At 67.7% G+C, this 20,933-nt stretch carries 17 protein-coding genes; 10 read left to right on the plus strand and 7 right to left on the minus strand.

Annotated elements, in window-relative coordinates; genetic code table 11:
• Positions 1-6: 6 nt before the first annotated feature.
• The 3 genes from QP552_RS06365 to QP552_RS06375 all read right to left on the minus strand — a co-directional run bounded on the left by QP552_RS06365 (position 7) and on the right by QP552_RS06375 (position 4,734).
• Complete coding sequence (locus QP552_RS06365) at positions 7-1,680, minus strand: MFS transporter (protein WP_111112074.1); 1,674 nt, start codon at positions 1,678-1,680, stop codon at positions 7-9.
• Entirely contained in the window at positions 1,680-2,246 is a 567-nt protein-coding gene (locus QP552_RS06370) for a TetR/AcrR family transcriptional regulator (protein ID WP_106551349.1), read from the minus strand. Before QP552_RS06370 ends, QP552_RS06365 begins: the two co-directional genes overlap by 1 nt.
• Before the next feature lie 280 nt (positions 2,247-2,526).
• Positions 2,527-4,734 carry a TonB-dependent receptor gene (locus QP552_RS06375; protein ID WP_286075347.1) on the minus strand — a complete coding sequence of 736 codons (2,208 nt, stop codon included), beginning with the start codon at positions 4,732-4,734 and terminating at the stop codon, positions 2,527-2,529.
• Between the two features lie 135 nt (positions 4,735-4,869).
• On the opposite strand from QP552_RS06375, the gene QP552_RS06380 reads away from it, so the two are divergent.
• Positions 4,870-5,283 carry a MerC domain-containing protein gene (locus tag QP552_RS06380; protein ID WP_019338435.1) on the plus strand — a complete coding sequence of 138 codons (414 nt, stop codon included), beginning with the start codon at positions 4,870-4,872 and terminating at the stop codon, positions 5,281-5,283.
• Between the two features lie 111 nt (positions 5,284-5,394).
• On the plus strand, positions 5,395-5,574 hold the full coding sequence (locus QP552_RS06385) for a 30S ribosomal protein THX (protein ID WP_004150462.1): 180 nt from the start codon (positions 5,395-5,397) through the stop codon (positions 5,572-5,574).
• A gap of 151 nt (positions 5,575-5,725) precedes the next feature.
• On the opposite strand, the gene QP552_RS06390 is transcribed toward QP552_RS06385, so the two are convergent.
• The 3 genes from QP552_RS06390 to QP552_RS06400 all read right to left on the minus strand — a co-directional run bounded on the left by QP552_RS06390 (position 5,726) and on the right by QP552_RS06400 (position 9,377).
• On the minus strand, positions 5,726-6,976 hold the full coding sequence (locus tag QP552_RS06390; RefSeq protein ID WP_111112072.1) for an ectonucleotide pyrophosphatase/phosphodiesterase: 1,251 nt from the start codon (positions 6,974-6,976) through the stop codon (positions 5,726-5,728).
• Between the two features lie 434 nt (positions 6,977-7,410).
• Entirely contained in the window at positions 7,411-7,902 is a 492-nt protein-coding gene (locus QP552_RS06395; protein WP_106550394.1) for a methylated-DNA--[protein]-cysteine S-methyltransferase, read from the minus strand.
• Complete coding sequence (locus tag QP552_RS06400) at positions 7,899-9,377, minus strand: DNA-3-methyladenine glycosylase 2 (protein WP_111111854.1); 1,479 nt, start codon at positions 9,375-9,377, stop codon at positions 7,899-7,901. The genes QP552_RS06395 and QP552_RS06400 overlap by 4 nt, the downstream gene beginning before the upstream one ends.
• Positions 9,378-9,837: 460 nt before the next feature.
• Here QP552_RS06400 and QP552_RS06405 point away from each other — a divergent pair, with 460 nt between their 5' ends.
• The 4 genes from QP552_RS06405 (at position 9,838) to ubiM (ending at position 13,265) form a co-directional block, all read left to right on the plus strand.
• Positions 9,838-11,001 carry a hypothetical protein gene (locus tag QP552_RS06405; protein WP_111112795.1) on the plus strand — a complete coding sequence of 388 codons (1,164 nt, stop codon included), beginning with the start codon at positions 9,838-9,840 and terminating at the stop codon, positions 10,999-11,001.
• A 58-nt stretch (positions 11,002-11,059) separates the two neighbouring features.
• Positions 11,060-11,605 (plus strand): DUF4019 domain-containing protein, encoded by a 546-nt coding sequence (locus QP552_RS06410; RefSeq protein WP_111112796.1) that lies wholly within the window; start codon positions 11,060-11,062, stop codon positions 11,603-11,605.
• A gap of 11 nt (positions 11,606-11,616) precedes the next feature.
• Positions 11,617-12,006, plus strand: a complete 390-nt coding sequence (locus QP552_RS06415) for an MAPEG family protein (RefSeq protein WP_111112797.1) — start codon at positions 11,617-11,619, stop codon at positions 12,004-12,006.
• A gap of 80 nt (positions 12,007-12,086) precedes the next feature.
• Positions 12,087-13,265, plus strand: a complete 1,179-nt coding sequence (ubiM, locus tag QP552_RS06420) for a 5-demethoxyubiquinol-8 5-hydroxylase UbiM (RefSeq protein ID WP_286075348.1) — start codon at positions 12,087-12,089, stop codon at positions 13,263-13,265.
• Between the two features lie 11 nt (positions 13,266-13,276).
• Here the strand turns inward: ubiM and QP552_RS06425 are convergent, their stop codons facing one another.
• Positions 13,277-13,498, minus strand: a complete 222-nt coding sequence (locus QP552_RS06425; protein ID WP_010486399.1) for an RNA-binding S4 domain-containing protein — start codon at positions 13,496-13,498, stop codon at positions 13,277-13,279.
• 266 nt (positions 13,499-13,764) lie between these two features.
• Here QP552_RS06425 and QP552_RS06430 point away from each other — a divergent pair, with 266 nt between their 5' ends.
• The 4 genes from QP552_RS06430 to QP552_RS06445 all read left to right on the plus strand — a co-directional run bounded on the left by QP552_RS06430 (position 13,765) and on the right by QP552_RS06445 (position 20,893).
• Positions 13,765-15,711: a DEAD/DEAH box helicase gene (locus QP552_RS06430; RefSeq protein WP_049432175.1), complete on the plus strand. Its 1,947-nt coding sequence runs from the start codon at positions 13,765-13,767 to the stop codon at positions 15,709-15,711.
• 227 nt (positions 15,712-15,938) lie between these two features.
• Complete coding sequence (locus QP552_RS06435; protein ID WP_286075349.1) at positions 15,939-18,362, plus strand: EAL domain-containing protein; 2,424 nt, start codon at positions 15,939-15,941, stop codon at positions 18,360-18,362.
• A gap of 109 nt (positions 18,363-18,471) precedes the next feature.
• Positions 18,472-20,136: a diguanylate cyclase gene (locus QP552_RS06440; RefSeq protein ID WP_286075350.1), complete on the plus strand. Its 1,665-nt coding sequence runs from the start codon at positions 18,472-18,474 to the stop codon at positions 20,134-20,136.
• Between the two features lie 34 nt (positions 20,137-20,170).
• Complete coding sequence (locus tag QP552_RS06445; RefSeq protein WP_012510490.1) at positions 20,171-20,893, plus strand: pseudouridine synthase; 723 nt, start codon at positions 20,171-20,173, stop codon at positions 20,891-20,893.
• Positions 20,894-20,933: the final 40 nt, after the last annotated feature.

Here is a 20,933-nt window from a genome sequence, read left to right on the forward strand (position 1 = left end):
ACGGACTCAACGGGATGCGGCCGGCGTGGCCGCAGCAGGGGAGATGGGATGGCGCTTGCGCCATTGCTTGAGCACGGCGGTGCGCAGCGAGAGCAGCAGCAACCAGCACAGGAAGCCGATGGCCAGCCAGCCACTCAGCGTGAACACATCATTGAAGCCGCGCACGTTGGCTTCGCGGCGCGTCGTCTGCGCCAGCTGCGCGCTGCCCTGCGCGCTGCGCAGCACCGGGTCGGTGATCTGGGCAGCATACAGCTGCTGCTGGATACGCAGGCGCTGCGCCACCACCGGATCGGCCGGGTCGAGCTGGCTGGTCAGCGCGCTGGAATACAGCTGTTCGCGATGCAGCTGGAAGGTGCCCAGCACCGCCGATCCGGCCAGGCCCCCCAGGGTCTGCGTGATCGACAGCGTCACCAGGAAGGTGATGATGTGGTCCGCGCCCTGTTTGAGGGCGGCGGTGATGCCAAGCATGATCAGCGGGCCCATGAACATGCCGGCGCCGACCGAGGCCAGGAACTGGCTGACATAGAAGTCGTGCGGGCGGTCCATGCTGGTGCGGTGCTGGTCGAAGAACGCGGCGGCGCCGAGCAGCAGGATTGCCATCAGCAGCTGGGGGATCAGCCGTTTGGGCCCGAAGGTCAGTGCAGTGCCGGCGATACCGGTGATCACGCCGGCAAGAATCACCACGAACAGCGGCCGCAACTGATCAGGGCCCATGCCGAGCGTGCGCATCAGGTTGACCACGCCGTAGGACTGCTCGGTGGTCAGGAAGCGGATCAGGAAGGCACCGATGATGAAATGCAGCACCGGCAGGCTGGCCAGCCAGCGTGTCTGCAGCAGTGGGTTGCGCCGGTAGTGCTCGATGATGAAGGCGGTGGTGGACAGCGCGATCGAGGCAACCAATGCCCAGCCCAGCCACGGCGTGTTGAGCCACCAGCGCGTGTAGCCCTGCGCCAGCACGATCACCAGCAGCGCGACCGCCGGTGCCAGCAACGCGAAGGTGAGGAAGTCCAGCGGTTCGAAGGCCTTGATCTGGATGCCGGGCGGCAGCTTCAGCACCACCACGGCGGCAAACGCACACAGCGCCAGGCCGGCTTCAAAGGAATACAGCTGGTGCCACTGGCCGGTATCGACCAGGCCTGGCGAAACGATCCAGGCGATCGGCACCGCCAGCTGCGAAAGGCCTACCCCGACCACCAGCAGATTGCCGGTGAACCGCCGCGGCAGCGCCTGCAGCATGTACAGCGTGCCCAGGGTCGAACAGGCCGCGCCGGCGAAGCCGCTGGCGGCACGGGTCAGCATCGTGGTCTCGAAGCTGCCGACGAACAAATGCAGCACTGCCAACGCTGCATACAGGCCCAGCCCGATCTCGGCGAACAGGCGGATGCCGTACTGCTGGCGGAACTTGAAGGCCAGCAGGTTGGCCGTGACATTGACCATTGCATAGGCCGCCACCAGCCAGCTGCCCTGGGTCGGGGTCAGCGCCAGCTGGCCCTGCAGGAACGGCAGGTTGGCCGTCACCAGCGCATTGCCGAGGCCGCCGGTGATCGCTACCAGCAGCGACACCAGTGCATAGGCCACGCGCCGATACGGCGGATGCCAGGGCATCGATGCCGAACCGGGCATGGTCGGCTTCTCGTGCTCCTCCCAATCCGGAACCGGCTTCAGATACGGCTGGACCATCAGCGGGCCTCGCTGGCTGCTCCCTGGAGACCCCCGCGCAGCAGCTGCAGGGCACGCCCGGCCAACTGGGCACGCTCGTCGCGGGTTTTGCCGCGCAGGGCTGCCCCCAGCATGCCCGAGATCAGTGAAATATCCGTCTTTTCCAGATCGGCCCGGCACAGGCCGGCCGCCTTGGCGCGGGCGATAGGCACCTCCAGCAGGTCGCGCACGGTTTCGCGCGCGGTGCGCATGGCTGGCACATCCGAATCGACGGCGCGCCAGTAATCGGCCAGCGCCGGTGAATCGATGATGCGCTGGGCCATGCCCTCGAACACCTCGAACAGGGCATCGTCGCGGTCGCCGAGCTGTTCGACCTGGCGCCGGATGCGGTCGACCGTACGTTGCAGCAGCGCCTGGATCAGCGCAGTGCGGTCGGGGAAGTTGCGGTACAGGGTGGCGCGGCCCACCTGGGCGCGTTCAACCACCAGGTCCAGCGGGGCGGTGACACCGTGTTGGCCGAAGACATGATCGGCGGCGTCGAGGATGAGGGCGCGGCGGGCAGCGGCATCGGCACGTTGGGCGGTCATGGGTATATTTTCGGACATTAGTGTCCGGTTGGCGAGACATTGAGTGACGGGATTGTCCGCTTGTTGTCGTACGCACATCTTTGTGACGAATGCGTGATGGTGGGGATCTGAACGAAAACGGGGGCCCGAAGGCCCCCGTGGGATCGCGTGGGGTCAGAGCCCTTTCCTGCGGAAAGGGATCCGACCCCGCCGTGCCGGTAGATCCACGCCACGCGTGGATGCCGTTGCTCTGGGGTCAGAGCCCTTTCCGTCGGAAAGGGATTCGCCCCCCGTTACGCGATCAGAAGAACGCGCGGATGCCGAATGCGACACCACGGCCCGGCAGCGGCGAGTAGTCACGCAGCAGCGACGTATGCGGACGCACTTCGCGGTTGGTCAGGTTGCTGCCATCCAGGAAGACCTCGTAGCTGTTGCTGGCGTTGCGGTCCCAGCGATAGGCCAGGTGCGCATCGACCAGGGTGTAGCCGTTGCTCGGCTCCTCGTTCTGCGCGACGTCCTTCTGGCGGCTGTAACGCACCGCACCGACCGAGGCGCGCCAGCCGTCCTTCGACCAGCGCAGGTCGGCGCCGATGCGGGCCGGTGCGATGCGCGGCAGGTAGCCGGTGTTTGCCAGTTCCACCGAGTAATTGTGGCTGTGGTCGCCGTGCGGCACGGCGATGTCGAGATTGCGGCTGCCGCTGCCATCCAGCTTGGCCTTCACGTAGTCACCGAACAGGCGCAGGTCCCAGTCACCGGCGCCACCCTCGAACAGGTGCACCAGGGCCTCGGCCTCGGCGCCGCGGAACACCGCATCCTGCTGGGTCCAGGCGCGGACCGGCAGGCCCTCGGTCACCCCGGTGTCGGCCAGGTAGATGAAGTCCTTGAACCTGGTCTGGTAGATCGACGCCGAGAAGTCCAGGCGTTCGCTGTGGGTGTGGATGCCCAGCTCGACGCGCTGGCCGCGCTCGGTCTTGAGGTTGCCGTCGCCGATTTCCAGCGAACGGGTAGCAATGTGCGCACCGGCGGCGTACAGCTCTTCATTGGTCGGTGCGCGCTCGGAGCTGTCCACGCCGATGCGCAGGTCGACTGCGTCGTTGAGCTTCCAGATGCCGGCAGCCGACAGGTTGGTGGCGCCGAAGGTGCGGCGACGGTAGTCACCGGTCGGGTCCAGCTTGACCTGGTCGTGGCGGCCGCCCAGTTCCAGCTTGAACGGGCCGAACTGCTTTTCCTGCAGTACGAACAGGCCGATGTTCTTCGTGCCGGTATCCGGAACGAACGCCTCTTCGCCCTTGGCGCCGAAATCACTGTTGCCGAACTGCAGGCCGAAGGCACCGTCCCAGCCGCCGATCTGCTGCTGCACCGCCTCCAGGCGTGCTTCGATGCCACGGTTGGTGAAGCGGGTCGACGGTGTGCCGGCTTCCAGCTCCACGTGCTCGTAGTCGGTATAGGCCACGAGTGCGTTGATGTTCTTCAGGAACGAAACCGGGTTGTAGATGCCGGCTTTGGTCTCGAAGCGGTTCTGCACCATGTCGATGCGCACGTCGTGCTCGTCGCCGCCTTCCTCTTCGTCGCCATGGTCGTGGCCGTGGTCATGGCCGTGATCGTCGCCATCGGCGTGCACGTGCGCGCCATTGGGAATGCCGTAATTGGTGCGGTAGGTGCTGGCCGACACGCCGAAGTAGCCGCCTTCGCCCAGCCAGGTCGCGCCGACGCCGCCGGCGCGGGTGCGGATGGAGCTGTTGTCGAGGCGGCCGCGGCGCGGCTCTTCGCCTTCCTCGCCTGCGTGGTCATGGTCGTGGTCGTCGTGGTGGTCTTCCAGGCTGTCGATCACCGCATAGCCGGGAATGCGGTAGTCGTCGCCATTGCGCACCAGGCCGTCCACATGAAGCACGACATTGCCGCTGACGCCATCGAGGCGGAACATGCCGCTGCGCTCGTTGTTCACCGAATTGCCGCGCAGTTCGGCACGACCGCTGAGCGGTCGCTCCGGCAGCTCGCGCGCGATGCGGCCGTCGACCACATTGACCGCACCACCAATGGCGCCGCTGCCGAACAGCAGCGTGGCCGGCCCCTTCAGTACTTCGATCTGGTCAGCCAGGAACGGTTCGATGCTGGTGGCATGGTCCGCACTGACGGTGGACGCATCCATGTTGCCCATGCCGTTGGACAGCACGGCAACGCGCGGGCCTTCCTGGCCGCGGATGATCGGCCGGCCGACGCCGGGGCCGAAGAAGGTGCTCTGCACGCCCGGCAGCTTGGCCACGGTGTCGCCGAGGGTGCCGGCCTTCTGCTCGTCCAGGCGCTCGCCAGCCAGCACGTCAACCGGGCGCGCCAACGATTCGGCATCGCCCTGCAGCGGCGACGCGGTGACCTGCACCGACGACAGTTCAGTCAGGTGGCGGTCACGATGGGAGGTGTCCTGGCCGGCTGCAAAGGCAATGGACGGCAGCAGGGTGGCCAGAGCCAGGGCCAGGGAATGCGGCTTGAGCCGCGGGGTGTGGGCGGGCATGAAGAAGTCCTTTGTTACTGTATATCAATCGCTGGGCGCACGAATCCCGTCAGCGGGACAGGGGGAGGGAAACCGTGCGGGTCGGGAATGGATGTTATATTATTCCATAACGATTCGCCGACCCTGCTGGAAGTCATGTCCCTGTCCTCACGCCTGCGCCACCTGCTCGACCGTTTCGGCGCCACTGGTTCGATGCTGTGCGCGGTGCACTGCGCGGTGATCCCCGTGCTGCTGGCGGCGGCGCCGTCGCTGGGCCTGTCGTTCTGGCTGAGCGACGGCGTGGAGCAGGCACTGGTGGTGTTCGTGACCCTGCTGGGTCTGTTCAGCCTGGTCTGGGGCTACCGCCGCCATGGTGCGCTGCGCGCGCTGGGCTTCCTGATTCCCGGCCTGGTCGCGCTGTGGGCTGGCGTGCTGTACGACCCGCTGCATCACAACGCGGTGCCGCACGCGGTGGTGATGACCGTTGGCGGCCTGTTGGTTGGCGTTGCCCACCTGGTCAACCTGCGCCTCAACCACGGTCACGTGCACGACGCCAGCTGCGCGCACTAGGCGCTCCGTGATAGGATTTTCGATCGTGCGCGGGGGCGCCCAGCAAGGCTGGCCCCGCCGAACCCGTGTCAGTACGGGGTAACCAGATTTCACATTTGAGGAGTTGAAGACATGGGTAAGGGTGACCGCAAGACCGCCAAGGGCAAGCGCTACAACGCCAGCTATGGCAACGCCCGTTCGCACACCGCGAGCAAGGTCGCCGTAGGCGCCGCCGCTCCGGTTGCCAAGAAGACCGTGGCCAAGGCTCCGGCGAAGAAGGCTGTGGCGAAGAAGGCCGTCGCCAAGGCCTGATCCGGCCGAACGACCGGTTCAAGGAAAAACGCGGCGCCTGGCGCCGCGTTTTTTTATGCGTGCCGTCCGGGCCGCCGCGTTCGCCGGGCATGGCCCGGCGCTACCCACACTGGCGCGGTAGCACCGGGCCATGCCCGGCGGAGACATTCGATCAACGCAGGGTCTGCTTCAGCGTTTCCGGATTGCCGTCGTTCGGTGCTGCCGGTACCTGCAGCAGGTGGGCCAGCAGCGGGTAGACGTCGACGTTGTCGAAACCGTCGATCACCAGGCCCTGGCGGAACGATGGGCCACCGGCCACAAACACCGCACGCATCGACGGCAGCGCGTTGTCGTAGCCATGCGAACCCCGGTCCTGCTTGGCGCGCTTGGCGATCTTTTCGCGGTGCAGCGCATCCCAGCCTTCATCCATGGCGCAGACGATGGCCGGAACCCGCGGGTGCGTACCGTAATGCCAGCGCGGTGGCAGGTTTTCCTTCTTCCAGCATTCGTAATGCGCATGGCGGCCAAGCAGGGCGCGCTCGGCATCCGTTTCACGGCCGGGCAGAGGGGCGAACCCTACAGATTGGCCCTGGCTGACATTGCGCGCGATGTCCGGATCGACCATCGATTCGGTCGCGATCACGTGGCCATCGGCCACGCTGGCCATGCCGTGGTCAGACACCACGATCACGTTGGTGGTGGATGCCAGCCCACGCTGCCGCAGGCCGTCCAGTACCTGCCCGATGATCTGGTCGGCACGCACGATGGCGTCGGCGTACTGCTTCGAATCCGGGCCGTAGTGATGGCCGGCCTTGTCCACGTGTTCCATGTACAGCGTGGTCAGTCGCGGCGCATCGGCGTCGGTCTGCGCCAGCCAGTCGAGGACGATGCCGGCGCGCTGCTCCAGCGGCTCCTGCCCGTCATAGACGCGCCACTGGCTAGGGCGCACGCCGCGGATTTCCGACTCGCTGCCCGGCCACGAGGTGGTGGCGGTGCGCACGCCGACGTTCTCTGCGCCGACCCAGATCGGTTCACCGCCCCACCAGCCACTGGTGGTGACCGCCTCGCGGTTGCTCAGTTCGAAACGTCCCAGTGCTGCATCGTCCATGCTGTTGTTGACGATGCCGTGGTGGTCCGGGCGCAGGCCGGTGACGATGGTGTAGTGGTTGGGGAAGGTCAGCGAGGGGTACGAAGGCGTCATCCAGCGCGCGCGGACGCCGCCGTCGATCAGGCGCTGCAGGTTCGGCGTGAGCCCGCGGTCCAGCGCATCGGCGCGCAGGCCGTCGATGGAGATCAACAGCAGCTTCGGTGGCGCGACCGTTGCAGCAGCGGCGGGAACGGAGGCGGAAGGGGCGGGTGTGGTGGTGCAGGCGGCCAATGGCAGCAGCAGCGCCAGCGCGCAGGTCAGGCGTACGGAAGTCATCGCAACATCATAAGCGGCGGCAATGACGTGCCCAAGACACGCTGCACCGAAGGGCGCAGCGTGTCCGCGCATTTCTCCATATCCCCGCGCCTGTCGGCGCGCCCCCTTCAACAACAAGGGGGCTCTTCTCCAGACAGATTACAGACGCTTCCATCCACGCATGGCGTGGATCTACCGTGTCGACCCAGGTCGACACCTACCAGCCGCCGCGCGGTAGGCCATCCCGACAGATCGCAGGAACCTGTCGAAGGCGTGGTGGGTCCGGTTGCGGGGGTGTCCGCGGCATGGATGCCGCGGCCAAGCCCCCATGGAAGGGTTTACGGCGTCCCCCGCAACCGGACCCACCACGGCATCCCACGGAATCCTGCTGTTGCTTCGGCCGTTGCCGTTGCCGTTGCTTCTGCGGGTGCCGGGCGCCGCCCGGCCAGCAACTCTCAGGCGAACAGCGGTGCCTGGCGTTGTTCCAGCCGCAACAGCGCGGCCTTGGTTTCCAGCCCGCCGCCGAAACCGGTCAGCGCGCCGTTGCTGCCGATCACACGATGGCAGGGCAGGATGATCGGCAGCGGATTGCGGCCGTTGGCCGCGCCCACCGCGCGGGTCGCGCTGGGTTGGCCCAGGTGCTGCGCCAGCTGCAGGTAACTCCAGGTCTGGCCGAACGGGATCAGTGCCAGCGCCTGCCACACGCGTAGCTGGAACGGGGTGCCACGTGGCGCAAGCTGCAGGTCGAACTGGTTGCGCTCGCCGTGCAGGAACTGCAGCAGCTGGTCGCGTGCTTCCGGCAAAGCATCCGGCGCGTAATGCCAGTCGTCGCGGCCGCGTGCCGGATGGCGGTTCTCCGGGAACAGCACATGTGACAGGCCACGCTCGTCACCGGCGATGGTCAGCACGCCGATGGGGCTGTCGAAACGATCGAACAACAGGGTCATGTCGGTTCTCCAACGAAGGTGCCGGACAGGTGCCACAGGTGCAGCACGGCGTAGGCGCGCCACGGGCGCCACGGTTGCGAGCGGGCTTCGGTCGCACGTTCGCTCAGGCGCTGGCCCTGCGCATGGCCAAGCACCTGCTGCAGTACCAGGTCGCCAGCGGGGAAGGCATCGGGTTGGCCGAGCCCGCGTAGGGCGATGTACTGCGCGGTCCATGGGCCGATGCCCGGCAATGCCACGCAGCGGGCCACGAACTCCTCCAATGCCTGGCCGGGTCCGAAGTCGAGCTGGCCACTGGCACACGCAGCGGCCAGCGCACGCACGGTGGCGGCGCGGCTGCGCGGCAGGCCGATCGATTCCAGCGGCGCCTCGGCCAGTACCTCGGGCGCCGGGAACTGGCGATCGAACTCGGACGGCATGCCCGGCAGATGCGCGCCGTACGCATCCACCAGACGCCGCGCAAAGGTAGTGGCGGCGGCGACGCTGACCTGCTGGCCGAGCACGGCGCGTACGCCGACCTCGAAGCCATCCCAGCCGCCCGGAACGCGCAGGCCCGGGCGTTCGGCAATGCCGCGTGCCAGCAGCGGTTCCTCGCCCAGGGCTGCGTGGACCTGCTGCAGATCGGCATCGAGGTCGAACACGCGACGTACCCGGCGCACGATGTCGGGGATCAGGCGTGGATCGACGGCACCCAGCTGCAGGCGCAGTTCCGGCCGTTTCGGGTCGGCGGTGACGCGCAGCAGCGTGGGGCGTTCGGGTGTGCCGAGCACGCGCTGGTAGCTGTCTTCGCCGATCAGCTCGATGCCGGGCAGGCTGCGCTTGCGCAGGAACGCCAGCATGCGTGGGAAATCCAGTGGTGGGCGATACACCAGGCGCAGCACCAGGCCGCCATCATCGGCTGCCAACGGTTGATGCTGGCGGCGCAGCGCGGTCGGCGCCATGCCACAGCCTTGCAGGAACGCGGTATTGAAACGACGCAGGCTGTTGTAGCCGGCGGCCAGCGCGACGTCGGTCACCGGCAGCGTGGTTTCGGTCAGCAGCTGCTTGGCCAGCAGCAGGCGGTGGGTGGCATGGATCTGCCCGGGTGTTGCGCCGAGATGTTCGACGAACAGGCGCTGCAGCTGGCGCGCGCTGAGTCCGATCTTCTGCGCCAGGTCCGCTACCGGTTGCTCCTGCAGGAAGCCGCCATGGATGATGGCCAAGGCGCGCTGTACGGTCTGCCCGGCGAGGGCCTGCTGGGCCTGTGGCGCCAGTTCCGGGCGGCAGCGCAGGCAGGGGCGGTAACCGGCGGCAGCGGCCGCGGCGGCGGTCGGGTAGTAGGTGATGTTGCGTGGTTTCGGCGGCGGCGCCGGGCAGACAGGGCGGCAGTAGATGCCGGTGCTGCGCACGGCGGTGAAGAACACGCCGTCGAAGCGTGCGTCACGGGCCAGGCGGGCGCGGTCGCAGGCGGCGGTGTCGAGGGCGAGGGCGGTGTCCATGGTGCCAGTCTAGGCCTGCGAGGGCGGGGATACTCGCCACATTCGGACATGGATGCTGAAGGGGGTTCGGCAGGGCTGCGCCCTGCACCCGCCGAGGCCGGAGCAACAACAACAGCGGGCTTCCTGGGGGAGGGCGGGGTGGGTCCGGTTGCAGGGGACGCTGCAAGTACGTCCCTGTAAGCTCGGTCGCGCCATCCATGGCGCTCACGCCCCTGCAACCGGACCCACCCCGCCTTCGACAGGTTCCTGCGACCTGTCGGGACGGCGTTCTGTACTGCTGTTGGTGGGTGTCGACCTTGGTCGACACGGTAGATCCACGCCATGCTTGGATGGAGTGGTGGGGGACGCTGTAATGAAAAGGATGGAACCAGAGGGTCAGAAGGGGTTCAGTGCCACGCGCTGAATGCGCGGCCTGGACGGGTAGACTGTGGCCCTTGCTCCCTTGAAATCCGGTTGCCCGATGTCCGCCAAACTCCGCTGGTTGCCCCTGTTGTGCCTGGCCCTGGCGGGCTGCAGTCAGCTGGAGAATCCGGGCAATGTCACCGCCGCCGACAAAGCGGCGCGGGCGCCGGCCAGTGATGGCGAGAACATGGTCTCGATCAATGCGGCCGATGCGCCGCCACCGCCGGCACCGCCGCGCAGCCGGGCGGATCGGCCGTGGCCGCAGGCGCAGCTGGAGAATGGCCGCGCCTGGGTCAGCTGCAGCACCGAATATGCCGGCGATGCGGGCGACGGTGTCGAGCTGGAAGGCCTGCAGCGCGAGCAGATCAGCCAGGCGCTGGCGCCGTGTGCCGAGCGCGGCCTGATGCGCGTGCGCTACGCCGGCAAGATCAATCCGGGCTTCGCCGAGATGATGTGGCGGTTGGCCGTGGTCGCTGACGAACAGAAGATCCACAAGCGCATCCTCGACCTGGATTCCAGCGGTGGCCAGGTGGAATCGGCGATCGTCGCCGGTGACAGCATCGGTGAATCCGGCTGGACCATCTGGGTGCGCGAAGGCTCGATCTGCCACAGCGCCTGCGTGTTCGTGCTGGCCGCCGGTGACAACCGCCTGCTGTCGGGCAAGGTCGGCATCCATCGCATGATGCGCATCAGTTCCAAGGCCACCTCGCGCGCGGAACTCAACCGCGAGCTGCACGAGGTCTACGACAACGTGAAGGACTACCTGCAGCGCAACGGCGTGGCGGTGGGCGTGGCCGACCTGATGATGACCGTGCCCAACCGCAGCCTGCGCCTGCTGACCCCGGACGAGCTGCGCCAGTACGGTCTGGATGGCACCAACGCGGTGCAGGACGATCTGGAACGGATCAAGCAGATGCGTGCCTGCGGCGACGATTTCGTGCAGCGCAAGGACGCGTTCCTGATCGCTTTCGACCAGCAGTGCAAGCGCGAAGGCGCCGACATGGAATCGATCAACAGCTGCGGCCAGGCGCTGAAGCAGCGCTTCGGTTTCCCGGATGCGGTGTGCCCGGAAGAAAGCCCGCTGTCGGAAATCGACGTGGCGACGCTGCCGCCGGCGCCATCGGAGCCGCCGCCGGTGGCCGAACAGGCGCCGGCAGACACCGGCACGCCTGCCGCGCAGGCCGATGCCGCCGCGGTGGAAGGCAGCGCCAACGCGCGCTGACGGGCAGATCACCGCGCTGGCGTAGACTGCGGTTCTTTCCCGAGAACCGGCGGTGTCCATGAAGCGCGTGATCCTGCTGCTGTCCCTGATGCCCCTGACCGCGTTGGCGCAGGTTCCTGCGCCGAGCACGCCTGCACCGGCACCCGCGCGGCCTGCAGCGGCATCGCCAGCGGCTGCGAAACCGGCAACCGCTGGCGCTCCGGCGTTGACGGCTGCGCAGCAGGCGCAGGTCCAGAAACAGGATGCGGAAATGGGTGCGGCGGCAATGAAGGCGGCGCAGCTGGTCGATGCCAACCGCGCCGGCGAATTGTGGGATGGCGCCTCTGCCGTCGCGCGCCGTGCGGTACCGAAGGCCGCCTTCGTCAGCCAGTTGACCAGCGAGCGAGCGCGCCTGGGTGCGCTGGCCGGGCGTGGCCAGCCGACCATCACCCGGGTCAAGTACAGCGCCGGTGCTGCCGTGCCGGAAGGGCTGTACATCAACGTCAGTTTCCCTACCCGGTTCGCCAACAGCGCGCAGCCGGTGCGCGAGCTGGTCTCGTTCCGTTTCGACGAGGACCAGGTGTGGCGCCTGGCCGGTTACAGCCTGCGTGCGTCGGCACCCTGAGGAGATGATCGATGGCAACTGAACTGACGATGCTGGCCTGGTCGGTGCTGCTGGGCTTCGTCTACATCTTTGCTACCTCCACCGTGGTCACCCGCGAGCGCGGGATGAAGTGGAATGCCTCGGCACGCGATGGCGATGCAAAGCCGGTCAGCGCGCTGGCCGGGCGCCTGCAGCGGGCCCAGGGCAACTTCCTGGAGACCTTCCCGTTCTTTGCAGCCGCGGCAGTTGCGGTGGTGGTGGCCGGGCGTACCAACGACACCACGGCGCTGGCTGCGCAGGCCTACTTCTGGGCGCGCGTGGCCTATCTGCCGCTGTATGCCGCAGGTGTGCCCTATGTGCGCAGCCTGGTGTGGGCGGTGTCGCTGCTGTCGATCCTGGCGCTGGTGTTCGCGTTGTTGTGACCTGGGCCTGATCCAGATCAAGGCCAGTCATGCGGGCGGCGCTATGCTGGCGCGGACTGAATCAACGGCAGGAGGCGCGCATGCGCAGGATGGACGTGGTGGTGGTCGGTGCCGGGCCGGCAGGCCTGTGCTTCGCGCGCGCGCTGGCCGGCAGCGGCCTGCAGGTAGGGCTGGTCGAAGTCCAACCGCGCCAGGCCCTGGCCGAGGCCGCCTTCGATGGCCGCGAGATCGCGCTGACCCATGCCTCGCGGCAGAGCATGGAGCAGCTGGGGCTGTGGCAGCGCCTGCCGCAGGCCGAAGTCGCTGAACTGCGCGACGCCAAGGTAATGAACGGCGGCTCGCCGTTCGCGCTGACCTTCGCCAGCAGCCAGGTTGATGGCCAGCCGCTGGGTTGGCTGGTACCCAACCATCTGATCCGCCGCGCCGCATGGGATGCGGTGCAGGGCCAGGACGGCCTGGAACTGTTCGACGGACGCAAGGTGCTGGGCGTGCAGGCCGATGCGCAGGGCCACGTGGTCAAGCTCGATGACGGCAGCCAACTGCATGCGCGCCTGCTGGTTGCCGCCGACAGCCGCTTCTCCGCCACCCGGCGCATGCTCGGCATCGGCGCGCAGATGCGCGACTTCGGCAAGTCGATGCTGGTCTGCCGCATGCAGGTTGAGCGCGATCATCACCACACTGCGTGGGAGTGGTTCGGCTACGGCCGCACCATGGCGCTTTTACCGCTCAACGAGGGCCAGGCTTCGGCGGTGATCACGTTGCCGCCGCGGCAGATCGAGGAGCTGCTGGCGATGGACGAGGTGGCCTTTGGTGAGGCCGTCAGTGCCTGCTTCGAGCACCGCCTTGGCCGGATGCTGCCGGTGGCCACGCCGCAGGCGTATCCGCTGGTGGGGGTGTACGCGCACCGCTTCGTCGGCGAGCGGTCGGCGCTGATCGGCGATGCCGCGGTGGGCATGCACCCGGTCACCGCGCATGGCTTCAACCTGGGCCTGGCCAGCGCGCAGCGGCTGGCGCAGGGTATCGTCGCGCAGCAGCGCCGCGGTGCCGATATCGCCGCCGCCAGCATGCTGGCCAGCTATCAGCGCGGTCATCGGCTGGCATCGCGGCCCCTGTACGAGGCCACCAACGCGATCGCCAGCCTGTACACCGACGATCGCCGCCCGGCGCGCCTGTTGCGGGCGGCCGGCCTGCGCCTGGCGCAGGGCGTGGCACCGTTCAGGCAGTTGATCGCCTCGCACCTGACCCAGCGCGTGGCCTGAACCGGTTCAGATCAGCCGGCAGCCAGCACGCGGATCTGGCTGTCAGCGAACTCGACCACCTGGCCTGCGCGGATCTTGCAGGCCTTGCGCAGTTCGACTTCGCCATCGACCCGTACCTGGCCATCGCCGATGACCATCTTGGCCTCGCCGCCGCTGGTGACCAGGTCGGCCAGCTTGAGCAGCTGCTTGAGTTCGACGTAGTCGCCGTCGAGGTCGAATTCGAGAATCTGCATGGAACGGTTTCCTGGAGAGGGGCGTCGGCCAGCGGCCGGGCCGGGGAAGAGGGCGCGTATTGTGCGCCAGCGCGGGGCATGACGGCACACGCACGGCAAGCTGTACGCCTCGTTCAGGATCAATGCGGTATCATTCCGCTCTGAGCGAGTGAAATCTCCTCCGACCGAGCAGCGCCAGGGCACGCGATAAGAAGGGCGCCCAAAGCGCGGACCATCACCTTTTTTATCGCACTGCCAGGAAGACGGCAGTGCCTTCGGAGTTCCCCATGTCCCAAGATTCCCAAGCGCCGCTGCAGTTTGCGCAGCTCGGCCTGTCCGAGCCCGTGATGCAGGCGGTCACCGCCATCGGCTATGAAACCCCGTCGCCGATCCAGGCTGCCACCATCCCGGCGATGCTGGAAGGCCGCGACGTGCTGGGCCAGGCCCAGACCGGCACCGGCAAGACCGCAGCGTTCGCACTGCCGGTACTGTCCAACATCGACCTGCAGCAGATCAAGCCCCAGGCCCTGATCCTGGCGCCGACCCGCGAGCTGGCCATCCAGGTGGCCGAGGCGTTCCAGTCGTATTCCTCGAAGATTCCGGGCTTCCGCGTGCTGCCGGTGTACGGCGGCCAGCCGTACGGCCAGCAGCTGTCGGCGCTGCGTCGTGGCGTGCATATCGTGGTCGGTACCCCCGGCCGCGTGATCGACCACCTCGACCGCAGCACCCTGGACCTGTCCGAGCTGAAGACGCTGGTGCTGGACGAAGCCGATGAAATGCTGCGCATGGGCTTCATCGACGACGTCGAAGCCGTGCTGAAGAAGCTGCCGGAGCAGCGCCAGGTGGCCCTGTTCTCGGCCACCATGCCGCCGCAGATCCGCCGCATCGCGCAGACCTACCTGCAGGACCCGGTGGAAGTGACCATCGCGGCCAAGACCACCACCTCGGCCAACATCCGCCAGCGTTACTGGTGGGTGAGCGGCATGCACAAGCTGGATGCGCTGACCCGCATCCTGGAAGTCGAGCCGTTCGACGCGATGATCATCTTCGCGCGCACCAAGGCCGGCACCGAAGAGCTGGCCAGCAAGCTGCAGGCCCGTGGCCTGGCCGCTGCCGCCATCAACGGTGACATGCAGCAGGCCCAGCGTGAGCGCACCATCGCCATGCTGAAGGAAGGCAAGCTGGACATCCTGGTCGCCACCGACGTGGCCGCGCGCGGCCTGGACGTGGAGCGCATCAGCCACGTGCTGAACTACGACATCCCGTACGACACCGAAAGCTACGTGCACCGCATCGGCCGTACCGGCCGTGCCGGCCGCAGCGGCGAGGCGATCCTGTTCGCCACCCCGCGCGAGAAGGGCATGCTGCGCCAGATCGAGCGCGCCACCCGCCAGCCGATCGAAGAAATGCAGCTGCCGAGCGTGGAAGCGGTCAACGACACCCGCATCAACAAGTTCACCTCGCGCATCACCGAAACCCTTGGTGCCGGTGGCCTGGACTTCTACCGCCAGCTGCTGGAGCGCTTCGAGAACGAGCAGAACGTGCCGGCCATCGAAGTGGCAGCCGCGCTGGCGAAGATGCTGCAGGGCGATACCCCGTTCCTGCTGCAGCCGCCGGTGCGTGCCCCGCGTGAAGAGCGCGCGCCGCGCGAGCGCTTCGACCGTGGCGACCGCCCGGAACGCGGCGATCGCTTCGACCGCAACGAGCGTGGCCCGCGTTTCGAGCGCGGCCCGCGCCGTGACGACGCCGAAGGTGGTTTTGAGCAGCGTCCGCGCCGCGAGGTTCCGCCGCGTGGTGCACCGGAGCAGGGCATGGAGACCTACCGCATTTCGGTGGGCCACCAGCATGGCGTGAAGCCGGCCAACATCGTCGGCGCCATCGCCAACGAAGCCGGCCTGGAAAGCCGTTTCATCGGCCGCATCGACATCCACGACGACTTCTCGCTGCTGGACCTGCCGGCGCAGATGCCGCCGGACGTGCTGTCGCACCTGCAGAAGGTGTGGGTGTCCGGCCAGCAGCTGCAGATGCGTGCGCTGGCCCCGGGTGAAGACACCAACCCGGCCCCGCGTCCGTTCAAGCCGCGCTTCGACAAGCGTGGTCCGGGCGGCCCGGGTGGCCCGCGTCGTGGTGGTCCGGGTGGTCCGGGTGGCCACGGCGGCGACCGCGGCGGTGACCGCGACAGCCGCCCGCCGCGTCGTGACGGCTTCAAGCCGCGCGGTCCGCGCAGCTACTGAGCCGTACCGCAGCCATGACAACGCCAGCCTTCGGGCTGGCGTTGTGCGTTATGGGGCTGGAAAAGGGGACGGAGGGGATCAAGTCGTAAATGGCTGGCCGGGGCGCTTATGCCGAAAACGACTTAATCCCCTCCGTCCCTTTTTTCGCATGGCCAACACATTCCCGGTCCTAGGCTGAGCCGGTTCCAAAGGAGGTTGTCACCGCATCACATTCGGGGGGATCCGGGATGGGTAGGAGTGGCACGGACCAACAGAGCCGGCGGGTGCCGATGACCCGTGGCCTGGGACTGCGGTTTGCGTTGTTGACGGGCATGGCGATTGGACTGGTCGCACTGTCCGCCTTGATCCAGGAACTGCAGGCGGCTTCCACCGCCTGGATTGCCGGCCAGGGGTACTGGTCGCGGGGGCAGCAGGATGCGACCGCCGCACTCAGCCGCTACCTGGCGCGTGGTGATGCCCAGGACCTGGACGATGCGCGCCGGGCCCTGCAGGTGCCCATGGGGGATCTGCAGGCGCGGCTGGCACTGGAGCAGGCCGAGCCGGACGAGGCCAAGGCCCGGCAGGGCTTCCTGCGGGGTGGCAACGCGCGCGCCGATATTCCACGACTGGTGTTCTCGTTCCGGTATGCACGCGACATCGGTGCATTCCGTGAAGCGACTGCCCTGTGGCGGCAGACCGATGGCGACCTGATGGCCGTGCAGCGGCTGGTAGATGAGCTGCAGCAGCGGCATGGCCAAGGCGTGCTGCCGGTCGCTGCGCGTGACCGCTACCTTCAACAGCTGCGTGATCTCGACCGTCGCCTGCAGGTGCAGGCGCAGGCGTTCTCTCAGGCATTGCTGCGCATGGCCACCATGGTGCGCATCGCGACGCTGGTGGTGGGAGGACTGTCGGTGCTGGCGATCAGCCTGATGGCGGTGGCCCTCGCGCGCCGCGTAGGCAAGGACCTGACCGAACACGAGAGCCGCTTCCGCGCGGCGTTCTACCAGGCCAACGTTGGCATGCTCAAGCTTGACACCGAAGGCAGGGTGGTCGAAGCCAACCAGGCGATGGCCGATATCCTCGATTACCGGCGTGAGGTGCTGCTGCAGATGTCGCTCGGCGATCTGCTGATGGAAGGCGAGCTGGTCATCGACGGCGTTGGCCGCATCGACTGGGACCGCCAGCTGCGGCCGAGCGAACTGCGCTTCTGCCGCCGTGACGGCAGCCTGGTCTGGGGGCGCTGGAGCGGTACCGGGGTGCGCAGTGCCGGCGGTGGCCTGTCGGTGTTCGCGATCATCGAGGACGTCAGCCAGAACCATGCACTGGCACGCGAGATCGAGCACCACGCCAGCCATGATCCGTTGACCGGCCTGATCAACCGTCGCGAGATCGAACGCCTGCTGGAACGCGCGCTGCTGCAGGTGCGCAGCGATGGTGGAACGCATGCGCTGTGCTACATCAACCTGGACCACTTCAAGCTGGTCAACGACAGTTTCGGCCACGCCGCCGGCGATCAGATGCTGCGCAGTTTTGCCGACTACCTGGTGGCTGCGGTGCGTGATGGCGACTGGGTCGGGCGACTTGGCGCCGATGAGTTCGCGGTGTTCCTTGCCCATGCCAGCCAGGACGAAGCCAAGCGGGTGCTGCAGCGGGTGATCCGCAATCTGGGGCAGGCGACCTTCCCCATCAGTGAAGGCAGCCCGCAGCTGAGCTGCAGCATCGGCGTGGTCGAAGTCAGCGCCGACGCACCCGATGTTAACTGGCTGATGAGCGCTGCCGACAGTGCCTGCTATGCCGCCAAGCAGGCCGGCCGCAACCGCGTCCACTGCTTCAACGAGAACCGCATGGCACTGGAGGAGCGGCGGCAGGAGGCCGAGCGCCTGCAGGGTGTCAGCCTGGCGATGGCCGAGAACCGGATGCTGCTGTATGCGCAGCGCATCGCCCGGGTTGGCGATCCGTCCTACCTGCACTACGAAGTGCTGGTACGCATGCGCGGTACCGACGGCAGCCTGCACCTGCCCGGACAGTTCATGCCCGCGGTGGAGCGCTATGGCATGGCGGTAGCGCTGGACCGGCATGTGCTCGGACTGCTGTTCCGCCACCTGCAGGTCTGCCCGGTGCATGTCCGCCAGTTGGGGCTGTGCAACGTCAATGTATCTGCCCAGTCGATTGCCGAACCGGGTTTCCTTGCCTTCGTCTGCGACCTGCTTGAACGCAACCGTGCGCTGGCTTCCAAGCTGTGTTTCGAGATCACCGAAACGGCCGCGATCAGCAACCTCAGCCAGGCCCGTGCGTTCATCGATGCAGTGAAGGCGCGCGGCTGCAGGATGGCGTTGGACGACTTCGGGTCCGGCCTCTCTTCGTTCGGCTATCTGCGCCAGCTGCCGGCCGACATGCTCAAGATCGACGGCGCCTTCGTCCGCGACATGGACACCGACCCGGTCAGCCACGCCACCGTGCGCGCGATCAGCGAGCTGGGGCGCGAGCTGCAGATGGAAGTGGTGGCCGAATGGGTGGAGACCACGGAGGTGGCCGGGGCACTGACGCGGCTCGGCGTACAGGGCCTGCAGGGCTACGCGATCGAGCGCCCGCAGCCGCTGGAACGGATGACCCTGGCGGACCTGAGGCCGTTCCGGCTGGTGGCCGTGAAGGGGCCGCCCAGCGCTGGCTGAACCGCAGGCGCCGACTTTGGTCTACACATGCGCGGCGTGCCCGGCTGCGATAATGCGCGCCAGGGGCGACGCGCAGTGGGCGCGGACGTAAGCAGGAACAGGACGTGGCGTGGGCGGCAGGCAGTGGCGGTATGGAACAGGAGCGGTGCTGGCCGTCCTGATGGTGTGGTTGGCGTTGCCGTGGCCGCTTCAGGCTGCAGAGGCCGTGTCGGGCCGTGATTATCTTCTGGTCGGCGGCGCTACCGACGAGCCGACGCCGCACCGTGCGTGCACGCCGCAGATGCTGTCCGGCGCCCGCCAGCAGGCCGAGGTGCCCGCACCGCCCACTGGCTGGTCGGGGGAACCGCAGGCACTGGATGTTTTCAACGTCTTTGCCGGTGAAGTGCGCGTCCAGCATGGCGACCGCGAAATCTGCGGCGACATGCACGATGCCCGTACCCGCGATTCACGTTTCCGTGCTGGTATCGGCATGGTGGCCGTACCGCCGGCCGGCAGCCACGAGCCCTTCCTGGTTTCCTGGCAGGCGCCGCTGAAAACACGCTGGGTACCGACCCTGCGGCTGGGCGCGCCCAGCCCGGTGCAGCAGAACGATACCGCGCGCCTGCTGGTACGTGCCGCCTGCATCGCGGTGGCGATCGCGCTGGCGCTGTCGGCGCTGATGGCGTTCCTGACCACGCGCGACCGCAGCTTCCTGGTCTATATCGCCTGCACCACCGTGCTGGTGTTGTGGCAGGCCATCCTCGGTGGGCTCAGTGGCTACCCGGAACCCTGGCTGCCGGTGGGGGAGCACGGCGCGAGGTGGCTGCTGTCGTTGACCGCGGCCTCGCAGGCGCTGGTGCTGCCAGCGCTGTGGCGGCTGAACGGAGGCGACCGCGTGCTGCCTCGATCGCGCCCGGCGCAGCTGCTGGTGTTGTGGACCCTGATGGCGCTGGCCGCGCTGGTGCCGTGGCTGCGCTGGGAGCATCTGGCCTGGGTCGCACAGGGCCTGCAGGTGTCCTATCTGTCCGGGTGCGGGCTGGCACTGCTGGTCGGCATATGGGCACGCTGGCGCGGTGACCGTTGGGCGCAGGCGGGCCTGGCTGCGCTGGCACCGATGCTGGTGCTGATCATCGCCGATGCCTGTGGTGCGGAGTGGCTGCTGGAATACCGGGTGGAGGCGCTGCAGCTGGCGGTGACCTGGCTGCTGATGATGGCGGCCTATGCCCTGAACCAGCGGCTTGGCCGCCTGCGCCAGCAGCGTGACGAGCTGCGCCAGCTGGCCGAGACCGATGGCCTGACCGGCCTTCCCAACCGTCGTGCCGGCCTGCAGCAGCTGGCGCGGCATCTGGAGCGTGTCAACCGCGAGGGCGGGCCGCTGGTGATCGGCTTCCTCGACATCGACCTGTTCAAGGACATCAACGACCGCCATGGCCACGCGGTTGGCGACCAGGTGCTGGTGGCCGTTGCGCGGGCCCTGCGCACGGCGGTGCGCAGCCAGGACGAAGTGGTGCGGATGGGCGGCGAAGAGTTCCTGCTGCTGATGCCGGGCATGCCGCGTGAGGCGGCATCGGCGCGGCTGGATCGACTTCGCCAGCGCATCACCGAGGCTGGCCAGGCGCTGCAGGTAGCGGGGCTGGAGGTGACCGCCAGCATCGGCCTGGCACAGTGGCGGCCGGGCGAGGATGACCTGGCGGCGCTGCTGCGGCGGGCCGACCATGCCATGTACGTGGCCAAGCGCGCCGGCCGCGACCGTGTGTTCGACGGTGAAGAGCTCGATCCGCCCGGCCCGGCATGAGGCGCAGCGGGCGGCGATGCCGGATAATAGGGCGATGACCACCCGACTCAACAAACACATCGCCGACACCGGCTTCTGCTCCCGCCGCGAGGCCGATCGCCTGATCGCCGCCCGCCGCGTCACCGTCAACGGCCACCCGGCCGGCACCGGTGCGGTGGTGGGGGAAGAAGACCAGGTGCTGGTCGACGGCCAGCCGCTGCGCGCCCGCGTCGCCCGCAAGCCCGGCACCCGCCGCCACGTCTACATCGCGCTGAACAAGCCGGTCGGCGTCACCTGCACCACCGAAACATCGGTCAAGGGCAACATCGTCGACTTCGTCGGCCACGAACAGCGCATCTTCCCGATCGGCCGCCTGGACAAGGAGTCCGAAGGCCTGATCCTGATGACCAGCAACGGCGACATCGTCAACCAGATCCTGCGCGCCGAGAACGGCCACCAGAAGGAGTACCTGGTGGCGGTGAACAAGCCGGTTACCGATGAGTTCCTGCGTGGCATGGCCCGCGGCGTGCGCATCCACGACCAGATGACGCTGCCGTGCAAGACCTCGCGCATCGCCAAGTTCGGGTTCCGCATCACCCTGCAGCAGGGCCTGAACCGGCAGATCCGACTGATGGCTGCTGAATTCGGTTACCGCGTGACCCAGCTGCGCCGTGTGCGCATCGACAACATCAAGATCGGCGCGCTGAAGCCGGGCCAGTGGCGCAACCTGACCGAGCAGGAACTGCAGGGCCTGCTGCCGAAGCAGCTGGACTGGTAGTGCCGGCCGCTGGCCGGCGGCAATGGACGTGCGATGTACC

The sequence above is a fragment of the Stenotrophomonas sp. 59 genome (assembly GCF_030291095.1).
Taxonomy (GTDB): Bacteria; Pseudomonadota; Gammaproteobacteria; order Xanthomonadales; family Xanthomonadaceae; genus Stenotrophomonas; species Stenotrophomonas maltophilia_Q.

Bases quoted from the DNA above. Each gene is read 5' to 3' on its own strand.
- QP552_RS06400 (WP_111111854.1), bottom strand. From the start codon at position 9,377: ATGGACACCGCCCTCGCCCTCGACACCGCCGCCTGCGACCGCGCCCGC.
- QP552_RS06435 (WP_286075349.1), top strand. From the start codon at position 15,939: ATGGGTAGGAGTGGCACGGACCAACAGAGCCGGCGGGTGCCGATGACC.
- QP552_RS06385 (WP_004150462.1), top strand. From the start codon at position 5,395: ATGGGTAAGGGTGACCGCAAGACCGCCAAGGGCAAGCGCTACAACGCC.
- QP552_RS06390 (WP_111112072.1), bottom strand. From the start codon at position 6,976: ATGACTTCCGTACGCCTGACCTGCGCGCTGGCGCTGCTGCTGCCATTG.
- QP552_RS06425 (WP_010486399.1), bottom strand. From the start codon at position 13,498: ATGCAGATTCTCGAATTCGACCTCGACGGCGACTACGTCGAACTCAAG.
- QP552_RS06365 (WP_111112074.1), bottom strand. From the start codon at position 1,680: ATGGTCCAGCCGTATCTGAAGCCGGTTCCGGATTGGGAGGAGCACGAG.
- QP552_RS06415 (WP_111112797.1), top strand. From the start codon at position 11,617: ATGGCAACTGAACTGACGATGCTGGCCTGGTCGGTGCTGCTGGGCTTC.
- QP552_RS06370 (WP_106551349.1), bottom strand. From the start codon at position 2,246: ATGACCGCCCAACGTGCCGATGCCGCTGCCCGCCGCGCCCTCATCCTC.
- QP552_RS06405 (WP_111112795.1), top strand. From the start codon at position 9,838: ATGTCCGCCAAACTCCGCTGGTTGCCCCTGTTGTGCCTGGCCCTGGCG.
- QP552_RS06430 (WP_049432175.1), top strand. From the start codon at position 13,765: ATGTCCCAAGATTCCCAAGCGCCGCTGCAGTTTGCGCAGCTCGGCCTG.
- QP552_RS06375 (WP_286075347.1), bottom strand. From the start codon at position 4,734: ATGCCCGCCCACACCCCGCGGCTCAAGCCGCATTCCCTGGCCCTGGCT.
- ubiM (WP_286075348.1), top strand. From the start codon at position 12,087: ATGCGCAGGATGGACGTGGTGGTGGTCGGTGCCGGGCCGGCAGGCCTG.
- QP552_RS06380 (WP_019338435.1), top strand. From the start codon at position 4,870: ATGTCCCTGTCCTCACGCCTGCGCCACCTGCTCGACCGTTTCGGCGCC.
- QP552_RS06410 (WP_111112796.1), top strand. From the start codon at position 11,060: ATGAAGCGCGTGATCCTGCTGCTGTCCCTGATGCCCCTGACCGCGTTG.
- QP552_RS06395 (WP_106550394.1), bottom strand. From the start codon at position 7,902: ATGACCCTGTTGTTCGATCGTTTCGACAGCCCCATCGGCGTGCTGACC.
- QP552_RS06445 (WP_012510490.1), top strand. From the start codon at position 20,171: ATGACCACCCGACTCAACAAACACATCGCCGACACCGGCTTCTGCTCC.